Genomic DNA, 17,715 nt, shown 5'->3' with positions numbered 1-17,715 from the left:
ACGTAGCCAAAATTCTCTATCCTGAGTTGACTTTCCTTTCTTTATATCGTATCATTAAATATTATTCATTCAAAAATATTTTTAAGAAAGAGGTTATCATCCATGCAGGATAACAAAAATTTTCTGGGCACAGAACCTGTTGGAAAGCTTCTTTTAAAGCTATCCATTCCAACAGTGATCGCCCAGCTCATCAACATGCTTTATAACATTGTAGACCGTATTTACATCGGCCACATCCCGGGGGAAGGCAGCCTGGCACTTACCGGTGTGGGAGTCTGTATGCCCATCATCATGATCGTCTCCGCATTTGCGGCACTGGTCAGTTCCGGCGGCGCACCAAGGGCTTCTATTTACATGGGAAAACAGGATAATAAATCTGCTGAGAATATATTGGGCAACTGTTTTATTCTTCAGATTATTATCTCTGTTATCCTCACTGCCATTTTACTGATCTGGGGCAGAGATTTATTACTGGCTTTTGGCGCCAGTGAAAACACCATCAGTTATGCAACAGATTATATGCATATTTACGCTTTCGGTACCTTGTTCGTACAATTAACCCTTGGTATGAATGCATTCATCACTGCACAGGGATTTACCACATTTTCCATGGTTTCCGTCCTGATCGGTGCTGTCTGCAATATTGTTTTAGACCCTGTATTTATCTTTGTTTTTCATATGGGGGTACGCGGTGCTGCACTGGCAACTGTTATCTCACAGGCAATTTCCACACTCTGGGTAGTTTTATTCCTCTGTGGCAAAAAGACACAGCTTCACCTCAGGAAAAAGCATCTCCATCTGGAGGCAAAAGTTGTTCTTCCCTGTATCGCACTGGGACTTGCTGCTTTTATCATGCAGTCAAGTGAAAGTATTGTAACTGTCTGCTTTAATTCATCCCTGCTTCGGTACGGCGGTGATATTGCAGTGGGAGCCATGACCATCCTGACCAGTGTTATGCAGTTTGCCATGCTTCCTCTTCAGGGAATTGCGCAGGGAGCACAGCCAATTTCCAGTTATAATTACGGTGCCAAAAATGCAGACAGAGTAAAGAAAACTTTTCGTTTGCTTCTGATCACCTGTCTGTCATATTCTGTACTCCTCTGGGCTGCTGTACAGCTTGTTCCCAGAGTATTTGTAAGCATTTTTACGGCAGATACAAGTCTTATCGAATTTACTGCACCAATGCTGAAAATCTATCTGGGTGGTCTGTTCCTCTTCGGTATCCAGATTGCCTGCCAGATGACCTTTACCTCCCTTGGAAAGGCAGTAAACTCTATTATTGTTGCTGTTGTCCGTAAGTTTGTACTGCTGATCCCGCTGATCTATATTATGCCTCATATGATATCTGATTCAACAACAGGCGTATATATGGCAGAACCCATTGCAGATATTACTGCTGTGATCTTTACCTCTGTTTTATTTACATTTCAGTTTAAAAAGGCACTGGCAGAAATTCAGAATTAAATACTGTACAAATCCATAATAAGGGGTGAACATTACAAAACGTTCACCCCTTAAATTATGCATTTCTATAGTCAAACGGATATTCACAATCCGCTTCGCTGCTTGATTGATTAAAACAAGTCATTAATCACTTCCTGTACTGTCTGCAAACGCTCTGCTTTCCATGCTTTTGCACCACAGAAAAGAAGTCCCTCATCTACATTCCCTTTTACTGCATTGATCAGTCCGTCAGTAATACAGTAAGGTATTTCTTTGGGGCTACATTTTACAAGACATCCATGACAGGGACTGTGTGGAATCTGTTCGCCGTTCATGACACGGGTCATGAATTTGTTCATAATGGCACGACCTGGCATTCCTACCGGGCTTTTTACAATGGCAATGTCGGATTCTTTTGCTTTTAAATGAGCTTCTTTATAGCGGATGTCTGCATCACATTCTTCCGTTGTGATAAAGCGGGTAGCAACCTGAATGCCATCAGCACCCAGATTATCCACTTTTTGGACATCCTCTCTGTTATAGATACCACCGGCTACAATCACTGGGATTTCTGTCTCATATTTCTCTGCGTAGCTTTTTACTGTTGCGATGATTTTCTTTATTTCTTCACTGTAGGATTCTTCAGTATATTTCTCCAGTTCTTCTTTATGAAAGCCAAGGTGTCCGCCTGCCTGAGGACCTTCGATCACTACCAGATCTGCAGTTCTTTTGTATTTTCTGTCCCAGTATTTCAGGATTACTTTTGCGGATTTATCTGTAGATACGATAGGTGCAATCTTTGTCAGACTTCCTTTTACCAATTCCGGAAGCTCTGTAGGAAGTCCGGCACCGGAGATAATGATGTCTGCACCGGCTTTTACTGCAGCCTTTACGTGAGATGCATATTCTTTCAGTGCAACCATAATATTGTATCCTATGATTCCGTCTTCGGAAATCATACGGGCTTTTTTCATTTCACCGGCAATGGCACGTTCATTGGCTGCTGCCGGATTTCTGTCGAAATCTTCTTCCCTGTAGCCGATCTGTGCAGTGGAAATAATACCAACTCCTCCTGCTTTCGCAACAGAACCTGCAAGTCTGCCAAGACTGATTCCAACTCCCATTCCCCCCTGGATCAAAGGAACTCTTGTGATTTTATCTCCTATTTTGAAATTCTTCATTATAATTCTTCTCCTGTTATTTTGTTTGTATTTTAAATATTTTGATATTCAAAGTATATCACAATATTCATTCTTGTCAAGAGAAACCAGTTTATATAGTTTTTAATACTATATAAGTCCACAGATTTTGACAAAAAATCCGCTGATACGATCAACTTGTGTAATCATATCGGCGGATTTATTCTATCTGATATATTTTGCCATCACCGGTAAAAGCACCTTCATATCAATTGGTTTTGCCACATGATCATTCATTCCGGTCGATATCGCCTTTTGTCTGTCCTCTGCAAAGGCGTTTGCTGTCATTGCTATAATGGGTATGGAAGCTTTCTCCTCATCTTTCATTCTGCGTATCCTGGCTGTAGCGTCATATCCATCCATCACCGGCATCTGAATATCCATAAGAATCATATCATAATATCCGGAAGCTGCTTTCTCCAGCTTATCCAGACAGTCAGCTCCATCCATTGCGCGGTCTGCAATAATCTTTTGTTCCGCAAGCAGTTCTATCGCAATTTCTGCATTCAGATCATTATCTTCTGCAAGAAGAATACGTTTTCCTTCCATCCTCTTTAATGCATCCGGCTGTTCAGATATCTGATTCCTGTATACATCCTCTTCTGATGCTGTATCAAAAGAAATATCCACAGTGAATTTTGTCCCGGCGCCCTGCGTACTTTCTACCCGGATACTTCCTCCCATCAACTCGATCATGGATTTTACAATAGGAAGACCCAGTCCTGTACCAACGACCTTGTTCTCTGTGGTTGTATGCTCTCTGGAAAATTCTTCAAAGATATGTGGAAGATATTCCTCGCTCATGCCAATGCCTGTATCTTCACAGGTAAAAATGAGCCGGGCTTTCCGGGGATCCTCTGAATCCTTCTCATATATCTTTACATGAACCCCATGCCCATCTGACGTATACTTTATCGCATTGCTGATGATGTTCAGCATTATCTCCTGAAGTTTCACCCTGTCACAAAGGATAAAGGTATGATATACATCCAAATCTACCGAATACTGCAGGTTCTTCTTCCTTACATCTTCCTCAAATACTGTGTTTACCGTATGAAATAATGTGTTTATATCCTCTGCTTTCAGCTGCAGAGCTGTAGTGCCGCTTTCAATACGGGCTATCTCCAGGATCTGGTTAATAATCGTCATCAGCAGATTTCCGGAAGAACAGATCTTTCCCAGATATTCTTTTGCCTTTTCCTCGTTTTGAAGGTTCTTTTCCAGTAATCCGGAAAAACCTATGATCGCATTCATTGGCGTCCGGATATCATGGCTCATATTAAACAGAAATCGTGTTTTTGCTTCATTGGCACTTTTCGCCAGTTCTGCCGCTTTCTCAAGCTCAGCAGCATATTGTTTTTCTCTGTGTTTTTTGCTGGATATCTGATAAAAAACCATAGCGATCAGCAACGAGAATATATACGAAGCAATTATGGAAAGAATCCATTGAGAAACCGGAATCCACCCATTGGAAGGCACAATATCAAAATACCATGTGTTATTCGGGATTTCACATTCTATCGTCAGGCTGTTTTCCGGCATATCATCCTGACTCTGGGCAAGAATAACCTTATCTCCACTGCTTCTGTCATAAGACCAGATCTTATAACTGAAATCTGCCTCACTTAAAGATTTCAGATTTATATCACTCATGAAACGATCCCAGTCAATTACCTGGAGTACAAATCCCCAGAAACTACTCTCTCCGAAATCATCGGTTCGATAAACCGGTTTAAAAAGTAATGCTCCGGTTCCTCCCTGCTTTAACTGATAGGGACCGCCAAGTGTATATTCCCCGGTTTCCTTAGCCAGAACTGCATCTTTTTTCCGTTCGTGTTCCCTCAGAACATCCAGTTCAAGAGCCTCTGAATTTCCCTGCATAGGATAGATTTCGGTTATTATCCCTTCCGGTGCCAGCTCAAACGCCTTTACCACACCTTCCTCATTAGGAATCTTTTCTGCCAGTTCTGAAAAAGTGTTTTCATCCATATCCGATCCATCAATGATATAATTTCCCAGAAAATCAGAAATCATTATATAATTGTCCAGCTTTGCCTTGACTCTCCTTATCGTGCTTTGTGCCATATAAGTTCCCGATGCTTTTTTTTCCTTTTCCTGATATCGGAGCATCTGACTACACGCAAAAAATGCGATCAGGAAAGAGAGAAGTCCTATAATATAGCAGTATTTTTTAATATGTTTAGCAGCTGTACTATTTATTTTCATTGAATTTTCCTCGTTATGTTTTCTTCCAACTGTTTTTCATCGGGCTGTGCAATAAAATCGAATGGTATCTATCACTTTCTCCATTTGAAGGGGTTTTGAAAAATGTTCGTTCATTCCTGCTGCTTTACCCTGTGCAATATCATCCAGAAAGGCATTGGCTGTCATAGCAAAAATGGGGATAGATTTCGCATCCTCTCGATCCATTTTTCTGATTCTGCGGGTAGCTTCCAGACCTCCCATTTGTGGCATCATCAGATCCATCAGAATCACATCAAAATATCCGGGCTCTGAATTCTCAAAAATTTCTACGGCTTCCCGTCCATTCCATGCCTTTGTCACTATCATTTTTTCTTCTTTCAGCAGAAACTCAGCAATTTCCATATTCAGCTCATTGTCTTCCACCAGCAGAACCTGAATTCCCTCTACTGAACAGTTCTGATACATATGAGATTTCTTTTCCTGTTCCTCTGCAGAGATTTCAAAAGAAATATGGAGAATAAATTTGGTTCCTTTTCCCTGTATGCTCTCAAAGAAAAGAGTTCCTCCCTGCAGTTCTGTCAGTTTTCTGGCAATGGCAAGTCCCAGACCGGTACCTGCATATTTTGTTCTGGCTGACTGCCCCTCCTGGGCAAAAGGCTCAAATGCCCTTTCCTGAAATTCCTCACTCATACCGATACCGGTATCTGTACAGGTCAGTTCATATTCCGCAGTGGTATCCGTATAGGAAACCTCACGACAGGTAACTGTCGCAGAACCGCCATCATGATTATATTTTACTGCATTGCTGCCGATATTCATTAATATCTGCTGGAAATGCACCGGACTTCCAACCAACTGTGTATGGATGATTTCTCCATCTTCCACATAATAATTAACGCCGGATTCATTTGCCTGCATCCTGGTGATTTCATTCGTATTATGCAAAAGTTCCAGCAGATTAAAGTGCTTTCTCTCAAGCTGTATATTGCCGGATTCCAGCTTATTCATATCCAGCACATCATTGACAAGATTTAAAAGATAACTGGAAGCAGTCCTGATTCTGGTACGTGCTTCCTGCTGAAGCTCCAGATCATCCGGATAACGGTCCGCAATATCCACACAGCCCTGGATCCCATTGATCGGTGTCCGGATATCATGGCTCATTCTCCTCAGGAAATCTGTCTTTGCCAGATTGGCTTTCTCTGCCTCCTGAGCGGTTCTTCTCAGTTCTTCCCGGCTCTCCAGCTCAGATATTTTCTGGTCATTAATATCTCTCGTCACATAGAGAACATTAGTCACTTCCCCTGCTTCATTTCGAAGCTTTACAATAAATCTTGCCTGATACCAGACTCCGGTTATGGCTCTGTATTCTGTGGAAACCTCCTCTCTGTTCTTCAGACGCTCTGCCAGCGTGGAAGCATCCAGGAATTCTCTCATTCTTTCCTGAAATTCGGGCGCTATGAATCTCTCTCCGGCTTTTGTAAACTGAACAGAAATCTTTCCATTTCTACCGGTCAGACGGTGCATGGATTCTTGGCTGGAAATCTCCTCATAGGTATCATGGATCAGATCCATCCGGTAAATGATCCGGTACATTTTGCTGATTGCAGAGATGATCTCATTATTCAGTTTCAGGTCAGCCATAGTCTCTTCCATCTGCTGCTTCTTTTTCATATCCTCCTGCACAATATCATCAATATAGCGAAATCCCATAATGATCTTATAATCATCCCTGTTGCCTGTCTCCAGGCGGATCACCTGTAATTCAAAATACTCATGTCCGGCATGGTTTTTCACTGACTGATAACGATACGCAAAACGCTTGTGATTCCGCAGATACTCTATGAGAGCGTGACGTTCCATCTTCCGGAGGAAATCCGATGCTGATTCCCGGATCACATAATGGTCATAATAATATCTGATTCTGGAGGTATAGCCGGATTCCAGCTCTGTCATCCCATCAATCTCTGCCCAATTGGAATGCATGCTCTGTTTGATCGGTTCCAGAGTATCATTTGCCAGATCACATAAATAAAATGAGGTATAATCTACACAGAGAGCTTCCAGGATATGCTTCTCCTTCTGAAGTTCCTCCAGATTGCTCTCCAGTGTTTTCTGCTTTTCCTCAAGCATCCTGAACATACGCAGATTATTCAGGGTACTGGCAAGATGTCCGCCTGCATTGGAAAGAAGCGATATGGAAACACCGGGATTAACCAGATCCGGATTATCCAGACCGATAAAACCGCTCAACTGCGTATTTGCAAACAAAGGTAAAACCAGCAGAGAATGAATATCCTGAACCTTCAGGATGTCATATTCCGAAGGCATAGTTTCACATATTTTCTCCAGATCATGAATAATTATAGTTTCTCCACGAAGAAATTTCTCATGCCACACCGGCATACTATCGGCAGAAATACGAATCAGATTGTCAATCTGGGGGACGATCCCCTCTCTGCACCATTCGAAGGTATTGCTGTAATAATCCTGTTTTTCAGACATCAGTTCAAAAATATATACTCTGTCTGCATCTGTATATTCGCCGGTGTATTGAAGCAATGCAGGAATACAGTCCTTCACTTCTTTCTCATCTGATGCCTGATTGATGTCTGATATCAGAGACAGGATCTGATTCAGCAGTTCCAGCTTTTTGTTGAATTGTCTGTAGTTGATCTCATGTTCTTCACTCTTATTATCGTTTGCCTTAAACTTTTTCATATAATCTCCCAACACTTATATAGAAAATACTACTGCATTAAGTACCGCATTAATGCCTGAAAACAAAAAAAGAACAGTCGATACATATGTTCGAACTGTTCTCCTACTTCTGAAGTCCATACAGCATTGACATTACTGTTTCCTGCTCATTTGTACTCATACCGTTCCGTATCCATAAAACTTCCCTTTAAGCCATTAGAGGAAGTATATTTGTAAATATCATTTAAAGATACTTTCGTTTCTGCAAAAGTCATTTTCGCTTATATCACTTTTATAATATCACAGACAGCTACGTTTGTCACACGAAAGTTTAACCGAGTCAAGTAAGTCCCCTGCGGAGGTTGCGAATATCCGCTTGACATAACTGTAATACACAATTTTTCATGATGGATATCACATTTTTATTTCAGAAGCCGAATTATTACAAACAGCTAATTCAAAATGATTTCTATTTGTTTTTATATAACCTTCTTTCTGTAGCTTTGATATCTCCGTAGACATTGCCGCACGGTCAATACACAGATAATCTGCCAACTGCTGCCGGTCAAAGGAAATATCAAAGGATAACGACGAATGTCTGATAGACTCTGCCGACAGATAGGACAATAGTTTGTCCCTTGTCGTTCGCTTGCCCACATGTGTGATTTTGTCGTTCAGGATCAATATCTTATTTGCCAGAACGCTGACCAGGTTGCGGATCAGCTTCTGATGGTGTTCGCATGCAGTCGGGCAGGAAATCAGAAGCCTTTGGACATTTAGCAGAATAATCTCACAATCCGTATCTGCCACCACACTGACATTCAGAACAGCACCCGGGCTTGCTGCATATGGCTCACCAAAGAAATCACCGGTATGACATTTCGATAGAATATTCCGATGCCCCCAAAGGTCTTCCTGAATAACAAGAACACAGCCAGACACCACAAGTCCCATTACCTCAGTAGAATCTCCTGCTCTGAAAATATAAGAATCTCGTTTTTGGGAAACTGCTGTTGCTTTTACACAATGCAGTATAGATAATATCTCGTTATCAGTAAGGCCTGTAAAGAATGGACTGTTTTTTAGAATGGGTAAATATTTTTTCAAAATCATTCCTCCTTGTTGGAAATCAAACATACAAGTTGTATTTATCATACTATAATGCTGACAGAAACAAAAGTTAAATCTATTGACGGAGGTAAAATGATAAGAAAGATTATTCGAATCGATAAAGAAAAATGCAATGGCTGCGGCGCCTGTGCAGATGCCTGCCACGAAGGTGCCATTGATATCATTAATGGAAAAGCAGAATTGGTGAGAGAACATTTCTGTGACGGACTGGGGGATTGCCTCCCGGAGTGTCCCACAGGTGCCATTTCCTTTGAGGAACGGGAAGCACCTGAATATGATGAAGCGGCTGTGAAAGAAGCACAGAAAAAAATATTTGCCAAAAATCAGGCAATAACTGCTCATGCCGGCTGTCCCGGGTCTAAAAGCATGCAGATTCAGCGATCAGAAATACCCAAATCAGAAAAACCATCTTCAACCACAGGTCAGGTATCCAATCTTCAGAACTGGCCGGTACAGATTAAGCTGGCACCTGTCAGTGCCCCATATTTTAACGGCGCAAAGCTTTTAATCGCAGCCGATTGTACTGCTTACGCTTACGCAGGCTTTCATCAGGATTTTATCCGAAATAAGGTAACATTAATCGGCTGTCCTAAATTGGATCAGGTGGATTATAGCGAGAAACTGACTGCAATAATCCAAAATAACGATATTCAAAGTGTGACGATTGTAAGAATGGAAGTTCCATGCTGTGGCGGACTTGAGATGGCAACCAGAAAAGCACTTCAGAATAGTGGAAAATTCATTCCCTGGCAGGTTATAACCATAGGTATTGATGGAAATATTATAGAATAAAGGAGGATACGACAATGGATAAAAAAATGTTTTGTTATCAGTGTGAACAGACAGTGGGATGCACCGGCTGCACAGGAAATGCAGGTGTCTGCGGAAAAAAGGCAGGCACTGCCAAATTACAGGATGAGCTGACAGGTGCGTTGATCGGTCTGGCAAGGGCTGTCGATAGCGCAGCAGCTATTTCCAAAAGTACCAGTCAGATCATAATTGAAGGACTGTTTACTACCGTTACAAATGTGAGTTTTGACGATGCAGCAATCGAAAATATGATACAAAAAGTCAGAGCAGAAAAAGAAAGACTGGTTCCTGGCTGCAGTAAATGTCAGTCACCTTGCGGTAAATCAGACGAATATGACATGCAACAGCTGTGGAATGCAGATGAAGATATCCGCTCCCTGAAGTCCCTTATTCTTTTCGGGATTCGCGGAATGGCAGCCTATGCTTATCATGCAAATGTTCTGAATTATGAAGATGCTGAAGTAAACCGTTTCTTCTGCGAAGCATTATTTAAGATTGGTTATGAAGAAAGTATGGATACACTGCTTCCTACTGTACTGAAAGTAGGGGAAATCAATCTGAAATGTATGGCACTTCTTGACAAGGCAAATACCAAAACCTATGGAACACCGGAACCGACTGCAGTTACACTTACCGTAGAAAAGGGACCATTTATTGTAGTAACCGGTCATGATCTGAAGGATCTGCAGCTTTTACTTGAACAGACAGAAGGAAAAGGAATCAACATCTATACCCACGGTGAAATGCTCCCTGCCCATGCCTATCCACTCTTAAAGAAATTCTCTCACTTAAAAGGAAATTTCGGAACTGCATGGCAGAATCAGCAGAAAGAGTTTGATCATCTTCCGGCTCCGATCCTTTACACCACCAACTGTCTGATGCCGCCAAAAAGCAGTTATGCTGACAGAGTATTTACAACAGAAGTGGTTGCTTTCCCAGGCGCTGTTCATATCGACGAGAAGAAAGATTTCACACCGGTTATTGAAAAAGCACTGGAACTGGGTGGTTACAAAGAAGATCAGACACGCACAGGCATCAACGGCGGCACGAAAGTGACAACCGGTTTCGGTCATGCAGCTATTCTCTCCCATGCAGATACTGTAGTAGAAGCTGTAAAATCAGGAGCGATCCGCCACTTCTTCCTGGTTGCCGGCTGTGATGGTGCCAAACCAGGTCGAAACTATTACACAGAATTCGTGAAGCAGACACCTTCTGACAGTATTGTTCTCACCCTGGCATGTGGAAAATTCCGTTTCAATGATCTGGATCTGGGAGAAATCGGTGGTCTGCCACGACTGATGGATATGGGCCAGTGTAATGATGCTTATGGTGCAATCCAGGTTGCTGTGGCACTTGCGGATGCATTTGGATGTTCTGTAAATGAGCTTCCGCTTTCCTTCGTTCTCTCCTGGTATGAACAGAAAGCAGTCTGTATCCTGCTGACACTTTTACACTTAGGTATCAAGAACATCCGTCTTGGTCCTTCTCTTCCGGCGTTCCTGTCTCCTAATATTCTGAACTATCTGGTGGAAAATTATGGTATTGCACCTATCACCACACCGGAAGAAGATATTAAAACGCTGATGAATCATTAAAATAAATTTTTCAAAATCTTCGCAAGATTAACAAAGCCGATACAGGATTCAAAAGTCCCGCATCGGCTTTATTGATTCTGATTATCTTTTTTCTGAAATTATCTGTAATGTATTCCGCTCCAGTAAATATTATTTTTCACGATTGTTTCCGGTGGAAGCTCTACACCGTCCAATGCCCATTTTTTATATTCTGCAAAACCCACACGGTCAATAATGTATCCCACATGTTCCTTACCGCCAGGCGCATTGGGATCAATATATTCCTTCACAAATTTATAGGTATTCAGGATAACTTTGATGATGGTGTCTTCGTCTGCCCAGATCAGAAAATCTTCTCCCAGACGTGGATTTTTCTTTCCTGTTCGTCCCATAAGTGTCAGACGATAGTATTTCTTTTCACTTCTGGTCCATGCTCTGGTCGGACATTTTGTCACGCAGACGCCACATCCTACACATTTTTCTTCGTTGCGTACGATCCTGTAGTTTTCCATCTTTAACGCATCCACTGATAACTTATCACAGCCTTTTATGCAGGCACCACAGGAAACACAACGATTCGGGTCATATTGTGGCTCTGTCATGCCGATAATTCCAAAATCATGCATTCTCGCCTTGATACAGTCATTGGCACAGCCTGTAAGTGCAATTTTGAAATGAAGATCATTAGGAAATATCGCCTTTTCAATTCTCTTCGCAAAGGCTGCTGTATTATAATTTCCAAAAGGACAGACTCTGTTTCCGATACATGCACAGACATTTCTGGTTCCTGATGCCGGATACCCGGTACCTGTCTCATTTTGATTAATCTGAAGATTATCTATGATCGGCTGGAGCATCTCATTAACTTTATCCATATCTTCCATATGGATTCCTTCAATTTCAAATCCCTGGCGTGTGGTAAGATGAATCTGTCCGTTTCCATATTTTCTGGCAATATCCACCACCTGCTGCATGACATCTGCATTACAGCAGCCTCCCGGAACACGCACTCTGGAGGCCGTAAGCCCACGAACCTTTGATACACGGAAGGCATTTTTCTTCAGTTTCTTTGTATTAATATCCATTATGATTTCCTCCCTAATCAAACAGTTTTTTGCCTTCTGAATAGCAGAATACCGGACCATCCAGACAAATATAGGTGTCATTCATTCGGCAATGCCCGCATTTACCAAGCCCGCAGCACATTTTTCTTTCCTGAGAGATCCATATCTGTTCTTCCTTCATTCCCAGCTTTAAAAGCTCTGCTACTGCAAATTTCATCATGATCGGAGGTCCGACAACAATAGCTGCAGTCTCATGGATATTATCAGGTTCAAGCTCCGGAATATACTTTGTAACAAGTCCTGTCCTATAAGCATCGTCATCGGATGAGTCCACCGTCAGAATCAGATCCATCTGCTGTTCCCATTTCTTCAGATCTTCACGGAACAGAATATCTGACGGAGATTTAAAACCAAGGATCGTATGTAATTTTTTTACTTCATTCTGATGCTCACCGAAGTAACTGATCACGCCTCGCACAGGAGATACTCCTGTTCCACCGGCTACCACGATCAGTTCTTTCCCCTGATAATTCTCTTTCTCGAAACCATTTCCATAAGGACCACGCATAAAAAAGCTGCTTCCCTCATTCAATTCAAAAATTTCTCCGGTTACTTTACCAACCTTACGTATGGTCAGATCAACATAATCTTCTCCGATACCACTGACAGAAATGGGCGCCTCACCATATTTAGGAATAGAAACTTCAAAAAACTGCCCTGGTCTTACATCTCCCACATATGTCATGCGGAATGTATATTCTGTTTCTGTATGCTTCACAATTTCTTTTATCTTAGATAAGAAAGGAATATATTCATTTGCCATCTTATTTTCCCTCCTTTTCTTTCAGTTTCTGAAGACATGCAATATAGGAAATATACTCCGGACACACATTTTCACAACGTCCGCAGCCGACACACATATGGTATCCAAATCTTTTCTTATAATCTGAAATTTTATGTAATACCTTAAAACGCATTCTTTCACCCTGACTCTGGCGGAAGCTGTGCCCGCCGGCAATATCAGAATATCCATCCACCTGGCAGGAAGCCCATACACGGCGGCGCTCTCCAGCCTTTGGATTGTCTTTATAAAAAATATCCTGCATAGTAAAACAGGTACATGTGGGACAGACAAAATTGCAGCGTCCACAGCCAATACAGCGGCTTCCATATTCCTGCCACATGGAATCCCGGTGAATCGTATCCGGAAGTTCCTCCGGAATCTCTACATAAACCTCATTCTTTTCCACAAAAGTCGGTTTCTCCTGAACATTCTGTCCATAATCCCATAATAATTCTTCCAGTTCTCTGCATCTCAGTTCCACGTAACAGCCCTTTTCATCCTGAAAAATATACATATCATATTCTTCACAACGATTTGTGCCCATACTTACACAAAAACAGTTTTTGCCGGATTCCTTACAACCCATCACAGCAAAAACTGTATTTTCCCGCATTCTTCTGTAATAATAATCCTCTGCACCGTTTTTCAGATACATCTCATCCAGACGTTTCAGAGCATGAAAATCACAGCTTTTCAAAAAAATCAATCTCTGTCTCGGTGCTCCGTCTGCTGTTTTCATCTCATTCTCTGTAAAATAAAGAATCGTCTCTGAGATTGGAAACAATGCTTCTTTAAAACTGTAATCCGACTTCTGATCCCAGACAAGTTCTTCCCAGCTGTCCAACCGTCCATAACGAATTACATCTGTATCTGAAAAACAGCCTGTTCCCTGGTAAATTCTCGGTCCATACACATCATAGGATTCCTGCAGAATTTCAAAAACCTTCTGCATCTCATCACTGTTGAAACGTTTTCCCATCAGATACCCCTTTCTTATAATCACATTTTATAGAATTCTGCAAGACCTTCAAAATCTATCAGTGTAAATCGCTTATTACCATAATGGATCAGACCTCTGTCTGTAAGGACCTTACAGGCACGGGATACATTTTCCCTTGGTGCTCCAACCAAATCTGCCATCAGGGTAATGGTAAGATCAATATCTATCATCACTCCGTCTTCCGTATCCACACCAAAATCACGACCCAGCTTCCACAATTTTGCAGCTATTTTTCGCTCCATCTGCATGTTCCCGGTCGTATTTTTTAACTGATGGCCCATTCGCCAGAGATTTCTTTCATATTCTCTCAGAACAGCTCTTGTCAGATCATGACTCTGCTCCATAAGATGAAGGAATGGTTCTTCTGCAATTTCCAGTATCTGCACCGGACAGGCAGCCTCACAAAAAAGTGCATTGGGCTTTTTACTTACAATACTCTGATTTAAAAGCCGTCCTTTTCCCAGGATAAAAATCACCTTTCGATTTCCGTGCTTTGTCAGATTATAAAGCATCACTTCTCCGGAATACACAAAATACACTGTTTTTGTTCTGCTGCGTGAATGAAAAATCACTTCCTTTTTCTTATAAGAAACAATCTTACTTTCATTAAGCAGATTCTGCAGAATATCCTTTGGTATTTCTCTGAAAAAATCCATATCTCCCAATTCCCTGATTGTTATCTGTCCCATTGTATCAACCTCACTGGCATAACTTTTGCAGCCTTGATAATAAACTACTCCTGTCTTGCTTTCCTTTTGTATTATAATGAAAAAGTTTGTCGTTTTCCGTGATGTATGTCACATTTATAAATATAATTAAAAGCCAGTACACATTTAACGTACACTGGCATAATGATTCTGTAAAATAATTTCTTTCTATAGCAATCCTCGTAAATAATGCATTTAAGACAGTTCAGCAGAGTGCGAAAGACAAGGAAGATATCTGCAGGCGTGCTGACGCACGGCAAAGATATCTGACGCAGGATTTCACACTCTGATGGGCTGGATTAAGATGCATTATTTCAGAGGATTGCTATAATTGGATAAACTTGAAGTGGTCTCCTAATCCTTCAATTTCGTTAAATCTTCCAAATACATTTCTGTATATCCACATTCTGGGCAGACCGCAACTCTAACATCATCTATAGTTGTTGCCTTGTGTTTTTCATCTACACGAACAACAATCCCATAACCACCACCGTTAACTTTAAGTCTCAAATCCGATTTCATGTTTGCTCCGCACTTTTCACATTTTCTCATTGTGTATACCTCCTTAAGTCCCGATTGAGATTTCACCCGTTTTGTAAGCTGATTTTCTTTCCAGTCAATTGTGGAATCCACCTGGCATATAAATCACAGAGTGGCTGTGACTATTTTCCAGCCCATATTTTCTTAAAACTTACAACAAAAAACAGAGTTTCTGCAAGTCCTGTAATTCCCCATGAGAAGATATACAAAAGATACAGTGATGAAATCGTCTGGAAATGTGCAAATACTGTATAAATCCAGACAATACGAAATACGCAGGAGCCCAGGATAACGATAATGGTAGGCGGAATACTTTTTCCGATACCTCGGGATGCGGCGATACTGCCGTCCATAAAACAGCTGAATGCATAGCTGAATGCCATGATACGAATCCTCTGCATACCAGCATCAATAACTGCTGGTTCCGTAGCAAACAGAGAGAGAAACTGTGGACCAAATACAAGGAGTAGTCCACCCAGGATTGCACCGAAAATGAAGGCATATGTAAGGCTGGCTCTATAAGATTTCAGCATTCGTTTTTTATTACCGGCACCCCAGTTCTGACCGATAAAGCTTGCACATGCAGTATAAAAAGAAAACATGACATTATAGATCAGGGAGTCAGCATTTGCAGCAGCTGCATTTCCGGAAACCATCACTGCATCAAAAGAATTGACACCAGTCTGCACAAACAGGTTTGCAATGGCAAAGATTCCGTTCTGAAGACCTGTAGGGATACCAAGCATGAGAACTGCTTTGCAGGCCTTGGGGTGCAGGCAGATCTTACGCAGAGATACTTTGCAGTCATCGGTTCTTCTGAGGAGATGGAGCATCACCAGAGAAGCAGAGACATACAGAGAAATTGCGCTGGCTGTTGCAACGCCTGCGGCTGCCATATGACAGACAATAACAAAAAACAGATTCAGAAGAACGTTGACCACACCTGCGATGGAAAGGTAGATCAATGGTCGTTTCGTATCGCCTATGGCACTTAATACGCCGTTTCCGAAATTGTATACGGCCATTGCAGGCATTCCCAGGGAATAGATCTTCATATATAAAATAGCCTGATCAATAAGTTCCGGCTTCGTGTTCATCATGGACAGCATCCGCCCGGAAAACAGAAGACAGATGGCGCAGACGAGCAGACCTGTGATTGCGCACAAAAGAAGAGAAGTATGGATTGTTTCTTCTGTGCCTTTTTTATTACCGGCACCCAGTTCGTGAGCTACGCGGACATTGACACCGGCACCCATTCCGATAAGGATTCCGGTAAACAGAGTAACCAGCAAAGTTGTGGAGCCGACGGCACCTAATGCCATATAATCTGCAAACCTTCCAACAACGGCAACATCGCTTAAGTTAAAAAGAACCTCCAGTACCTGTGATCCCATAAGCGGAAGGCTGAAGAGGAGTATATTTTTCCAGAGAGAGCCTGTGGTCATCTCAATGGAATGAGATTTCTTTTTTTCATTTTCACACATAAAATTACCTCATAAAAATTACCTCATAAAAATTACTTCATTGAATTATAATCATTGCTCCTACTGCATTATAGATTATATGTAGTATGACTGCTCCCCACAGACAGTTAGTCCTTTTATATACAGCATCACAAAAGAAGTGCAAAGCAAGAAGTGATATTATATATACTGCTGATAACACATCAAAAGATACTGCTCCAGATACGACCCATTTTACAGGATAATGTATGGACAAAAAAAGAACAGAATTGATTATTCCAACTATCCACTGACTGTTTATGAGTCCAGATAATCTTGTTTGTATGTATCCTCTGAATAATACTTCTTCTTCAAAAGCAGCAAATAGAAATATAACCCAATTTAACAATTGAGGGCTGGTAAACGATATTGATTTACCTTGAATCATAAATAATACTGTCTGTATAGTAAGCAGTAAGAAACCACCTGCAAAACCAAGCCCTATACTGTTCCATATATTATCAGAATTAATTCCAATACTTCTAATGTCCTCTTTGCTACAGTAAAAGAATAAAAAAAAGCCTGCAGTCAAAATCAAAGGAATCCATATCTGCGATAAATTCAGCACAAAAATCTTTGCATTTGTTGTATAAAGCCAGCCCTGAAAGAAAGCACTGCACATAATTAAGCAGTAAACTGCAAGAGCTTTCATCCCATCCCTTTTATCATTTTTTCTCAAATTACTTTCGTACTGTATATTTACCCAACTCACTCGATCACCTCCACATACAGGCTAATTCTATTATGCTCTCATCAGCTCTATAAATTCCGAGTTGTATCATCACTTATCTTTATCTTTTTTCGAAAAAATAAGACTACCAGATATACCAAACGATATACCCAGACATATTCCGATTCCAATTCCTGCCATGCTGTTTAATGAGTTTATAAAAACAACACTCCAGAGCACCGCTGCTATTATTCCGACGGTGATACCTATAATTATACTTTTGCATTTCATGAGCTTATCCTCCAGTGCCCGACTAGTAAATACTT

Annotated in this window: 14 protein-coding genes; 3 read left to right on the top strand and 11 right to left on the bottom strand. The window is 41.3% G+C overall.

Going from position 1 to position 17,715, the window contains the following annotated elements; all coding sequences use genetic code 11:
• Nucleotides 1-102 precede the first annotated feature (102 nt).
• A complete protein-coding gene (locus LI074_RS02435; protein ID WP_022380904.1) occupies nucleotides 103-1,464 on the top strand; it encodes an MATE family efflux transporter in 1,362 nt (453 codons plus the stop codon).
• Nucleotides 1,465-1,574: 110 nt separating this feature from the next.
• Here LI074_RS02435 and LI074_RS02430 read toward each other — a convergent pair whose 3' ends face one another.
• The 4 genes from LI074_RS02430 to LI074_RS02415 all read right to left on the bottom strand — a co-directional run bounded on the left by LI074_RS02430 (nucleotide 1,575) and on the right by LI074_RS02415 (nucleotide 8,654).
• Complete coding sequence (locus LI074_RS02430) at nucleotides 1,575-2,624, bottom strand: NAD(P)H-dependent flavin oxidoreductase (RefSeq protein ID WP_055057404.1); 1,050 nt, start codon at nucleotides 2,622-2,624, stop codon at nucleotides 1,575-1,577.
• Between the two features lie 183 nt (nucleotides 2,625-2,807).
• Nucleotides 2,808-4,868, bottom strand: coding sequence for an ATP-binding protein (locus LI074_RS02425; RefSeq protein WP_173697631.1), 2,061 nt, complete (start codon nucleotides 4,866-4,868; stop codon nucleotides 2,808-2,810).
• Nucleotides 4,869-4,904: 36 nt separating this feature from the next.
• Complete coding sequence (locus tag LI074_RS02420) at nucleotides 4,905-7,568, bottom strand: GAF domain-containing hybrid sensor histidine kinase/response regulator (RefSeq protein ID WP_055057406.1); 2,664 nt, start codon at nucleotides 7,566-7,568, stop codon at nucleotides 4,905-4,907.
• Nucleotides 7,569-7,961: 393 nt separating this feature from the next.
• Complete coding sequence (locus LI074_RS02415; RefSeq protein ID WP_081026362.1) at nucleotides 7,962-8,654, bottom strand: Crp/Fnr family transcriptional regulator; 693 nt, start codon at nucleotides 8,652-8,654, stop codon at nucleotides 7,962-7,964.
• A 96-nt stretch (nucleotides 8,655-8,750) separates the two neighbouring features.
• On the opposite strand from LI074_RS02415, the gene LI074_RS02410 reads away from it, so the two are divergent.
• Entirely contained in the window at nucleotides 8,751-9,470 is a 720-nt protein-coding gene (locus LI074_RS02410) for a 4Fe-4S binding protein (protein ID WP_055052610.1), read from the top strand.
• A 14-nt stretch (nucleotides 9,471-9,484) separates the two neighbouring features.
• Nucleotides 9,485-11,083 carry a hydroxylamine reductase gene (hcp, locus tag LI074_RS02405; protein WP_055057408.1) on the top strand — a complete coding sequence of 533 codons (1,599 nt, stop codon included), beginning with the start codon at nucleotides 9,485-9,487 and terminating at the stop codon, nucleotides 11,081-11,083.
• 98 nt (nucleotides 11,084-11,181) lie between these two features.
• Here hcp and asrC read toward each other — a convergent pair whose 3' ends face one another.
• The 7 genes from asrC to LI074_RS02370 form a co-directional block, all read right to left on the bottom strand.
• The gene (gene asrC, locus LI074_RS02400) at nucleotides 11,182-12,147 is read right to left on the bottom strand and encodes a sulfite reductase subunit C (RefSeq protein ID WP_026649104.1); all 966 of its coding nucleotides are present in this window, start codon (nucleotides 12,145-12,147) and stop codon (nucleotides 11,182-11,184) included.
• A 13-nt stretch (nucleotides 12,148-12,160) separates the two neighbouring features.
• Complete coding sequence (gene asrB, locus LI074_RS02395) at nucleotides 12,161-12,949, bottom strand: anaerobic sulfite reductase subunit AsrB (RefSeq protein ID WP_055057409.1); 789 nt, start codon at nucleotides 12,947-12,949, stop codon at nucleotides 12,161-12,163.
• Between the two features lies 1 nt (nucleotide 12,950).
• Complete coding sequence (gene asrA / locus LI074_RS02390) at nucleotides 12,951-13,949, bottom strand: anaerobic sulfite reductase subunit AsrA (RefSeq protein ID WP_055057410.1); 999 nt, start codon at nucleotides 13,947-13,949, stop codon at nucleotides 12,951-12,953.
• Between the two features lie 20 nt (nucleotides 13,950-13,969).
• On the bottom strand, nucleotides 13,970-14,659 hold the full coding sequence (locus tag LI074_RS02385) for a Crp/Fnr family transcriptional regulator (RefSeq protein ID WP_055057411.1): 690 nt from the start codon (nucleotides 14,657-14,659) through the stop codon (nucleotides 13,970-13,972).
• 372 nt (nucleotides 14,660-15,031) lie between these two features.
• Nucleotides 15,032-15,229 (bottom strand): zinc ribbon domain-containing protein, encoded by a 198-nt coding sequence (locus LI074_RS02380; RefSeq protein WP_117677365.1) that lies wholly within the window; start codon nucleotides 15,227-15,229, stop codon nucleotides 15,032-15,034.
• 110 nt (nucleotides 15,230-15,339) lie between these two features.
• Nucleotides 15,340-16,701 carry an MATE family efflux transporter gene (locus LI074_RS02375; RefSeq protein WP_173697630.1) on the bottom strand — a complete coding sequence of 454 codons (1,362 nt, stop codon included), beginning with the start codon at nucleotides 16,699-16,701 and terminating at the stop codon, nucleotides 15,340-15,342.
• A gap of 37 nt (nucleotides 16,702-16,738) precedes the next feature.
• The gene (locus LI074_RS02370; protein ID WP_265107632.1) at nucleotides 16,739-17,431 is read right to left on the bottom strand and encodes a CPBP family intramembrane glutamic endopeptidase; all 693 of its coding nucleotides are present in this window, start codon (nucleotides 17,429-17,431) and stop codon (nucleotides 16,739-16,741) included.
• Nucleotides 17,432-17,715: the final 284 nt, after the last annotated feature.

The sequence above is a fragment of the Blautia sp. MSK18_10 genome (assembly GCF_020553185.1).
GTDB lineage: Bacteria > Bacillota > Clostridia > Lachnospirales > Lachnospiraceae > Blautia_A > Blautia_A wexlerae.
Note: the sequence above shows the minus strand (reverse complement) of the source record. Positions and strands in the feature narration are given on the sequence as shown.

Coding starts and splice junctions, on each gene's coding strand:
- LI074_RS02435 (WP_022380904.1), top strand. CDS start 103: ATGCAGGATAACAAAAATTTTCTGGGCACAGAACCTGTTGGAAAGCTT.
- LI074_RS02430 (WP_055057404.1), bottom strand. CDS start 2,624: ATGAAGAATTTCAAAATAGGAGATAAAATCACAAGAGTTCCTTTGATC.
- LI074_RS02425 (WP_173697631.1), bottom strand. CDS start 4,868: ATGAAAATAAATAGTACAGCTGCTAAACATATTAAAAAATACTGCTAT.
- LI074_RS02420 (WP_055057406.1), bottom strand. CDS start 7,568: ATGAAAAAGTTTAAGGCAAACGATAATAAGAGTGAAGAACATGAGATC.
- LI074_RS02410 (WP_055052610.1), top strand. CDS start 8,751: ATGATAAGAAAGATTATTCGAATCGATAAAGAAAAATGCAATGGCTGC.
- hcp (WP_055057408.1), top strand. CDS start 9,485: ATGGATAAAAAAATGTTTTGTTATCAGTGTGAACAGACAGTGGGATGC.
- asrC (WP_026649104.1), bottom strand. CDS start 12,147: ATGGATATTAATACAAAGAAACTGAAGAAAAATGCCTTCCGTGTATCA.
- asrB (WP_055057409.1), bottom strand. CDS start 12,949: ATGGCAAATGAATATATTCCTTTCTTATCTAAGATAAAAGAAATTGTG.
- asrA (WP_055057410.1), bottom strand. CDS start 13,949: ATGGGAAAACGTTTCAACAGTGATGAGATGCAGAAGGTTTTTGAAATT.
- LI074_RS02385 (WP_055057411.1), bottom strand. CDS start 14,659: ATGGGACAGATAACAATCAGGGAATTGGGAGATATGGATTTTTTCAGA.
- LI074_RS02380 (WP_117677365.1), bottom strand. CDS start 15,229: ATGAGAAAATGTGAAAAGTGCGGAGCAAACATGAAATCGGATTTGAGA.
- LI074_RS02375 (WP_173697630.1), bottom strand. CDS start 16,701: ATGTGTGAAAATGAAAAAAAGAAATCTCATTCCATTGAGATGACCACA.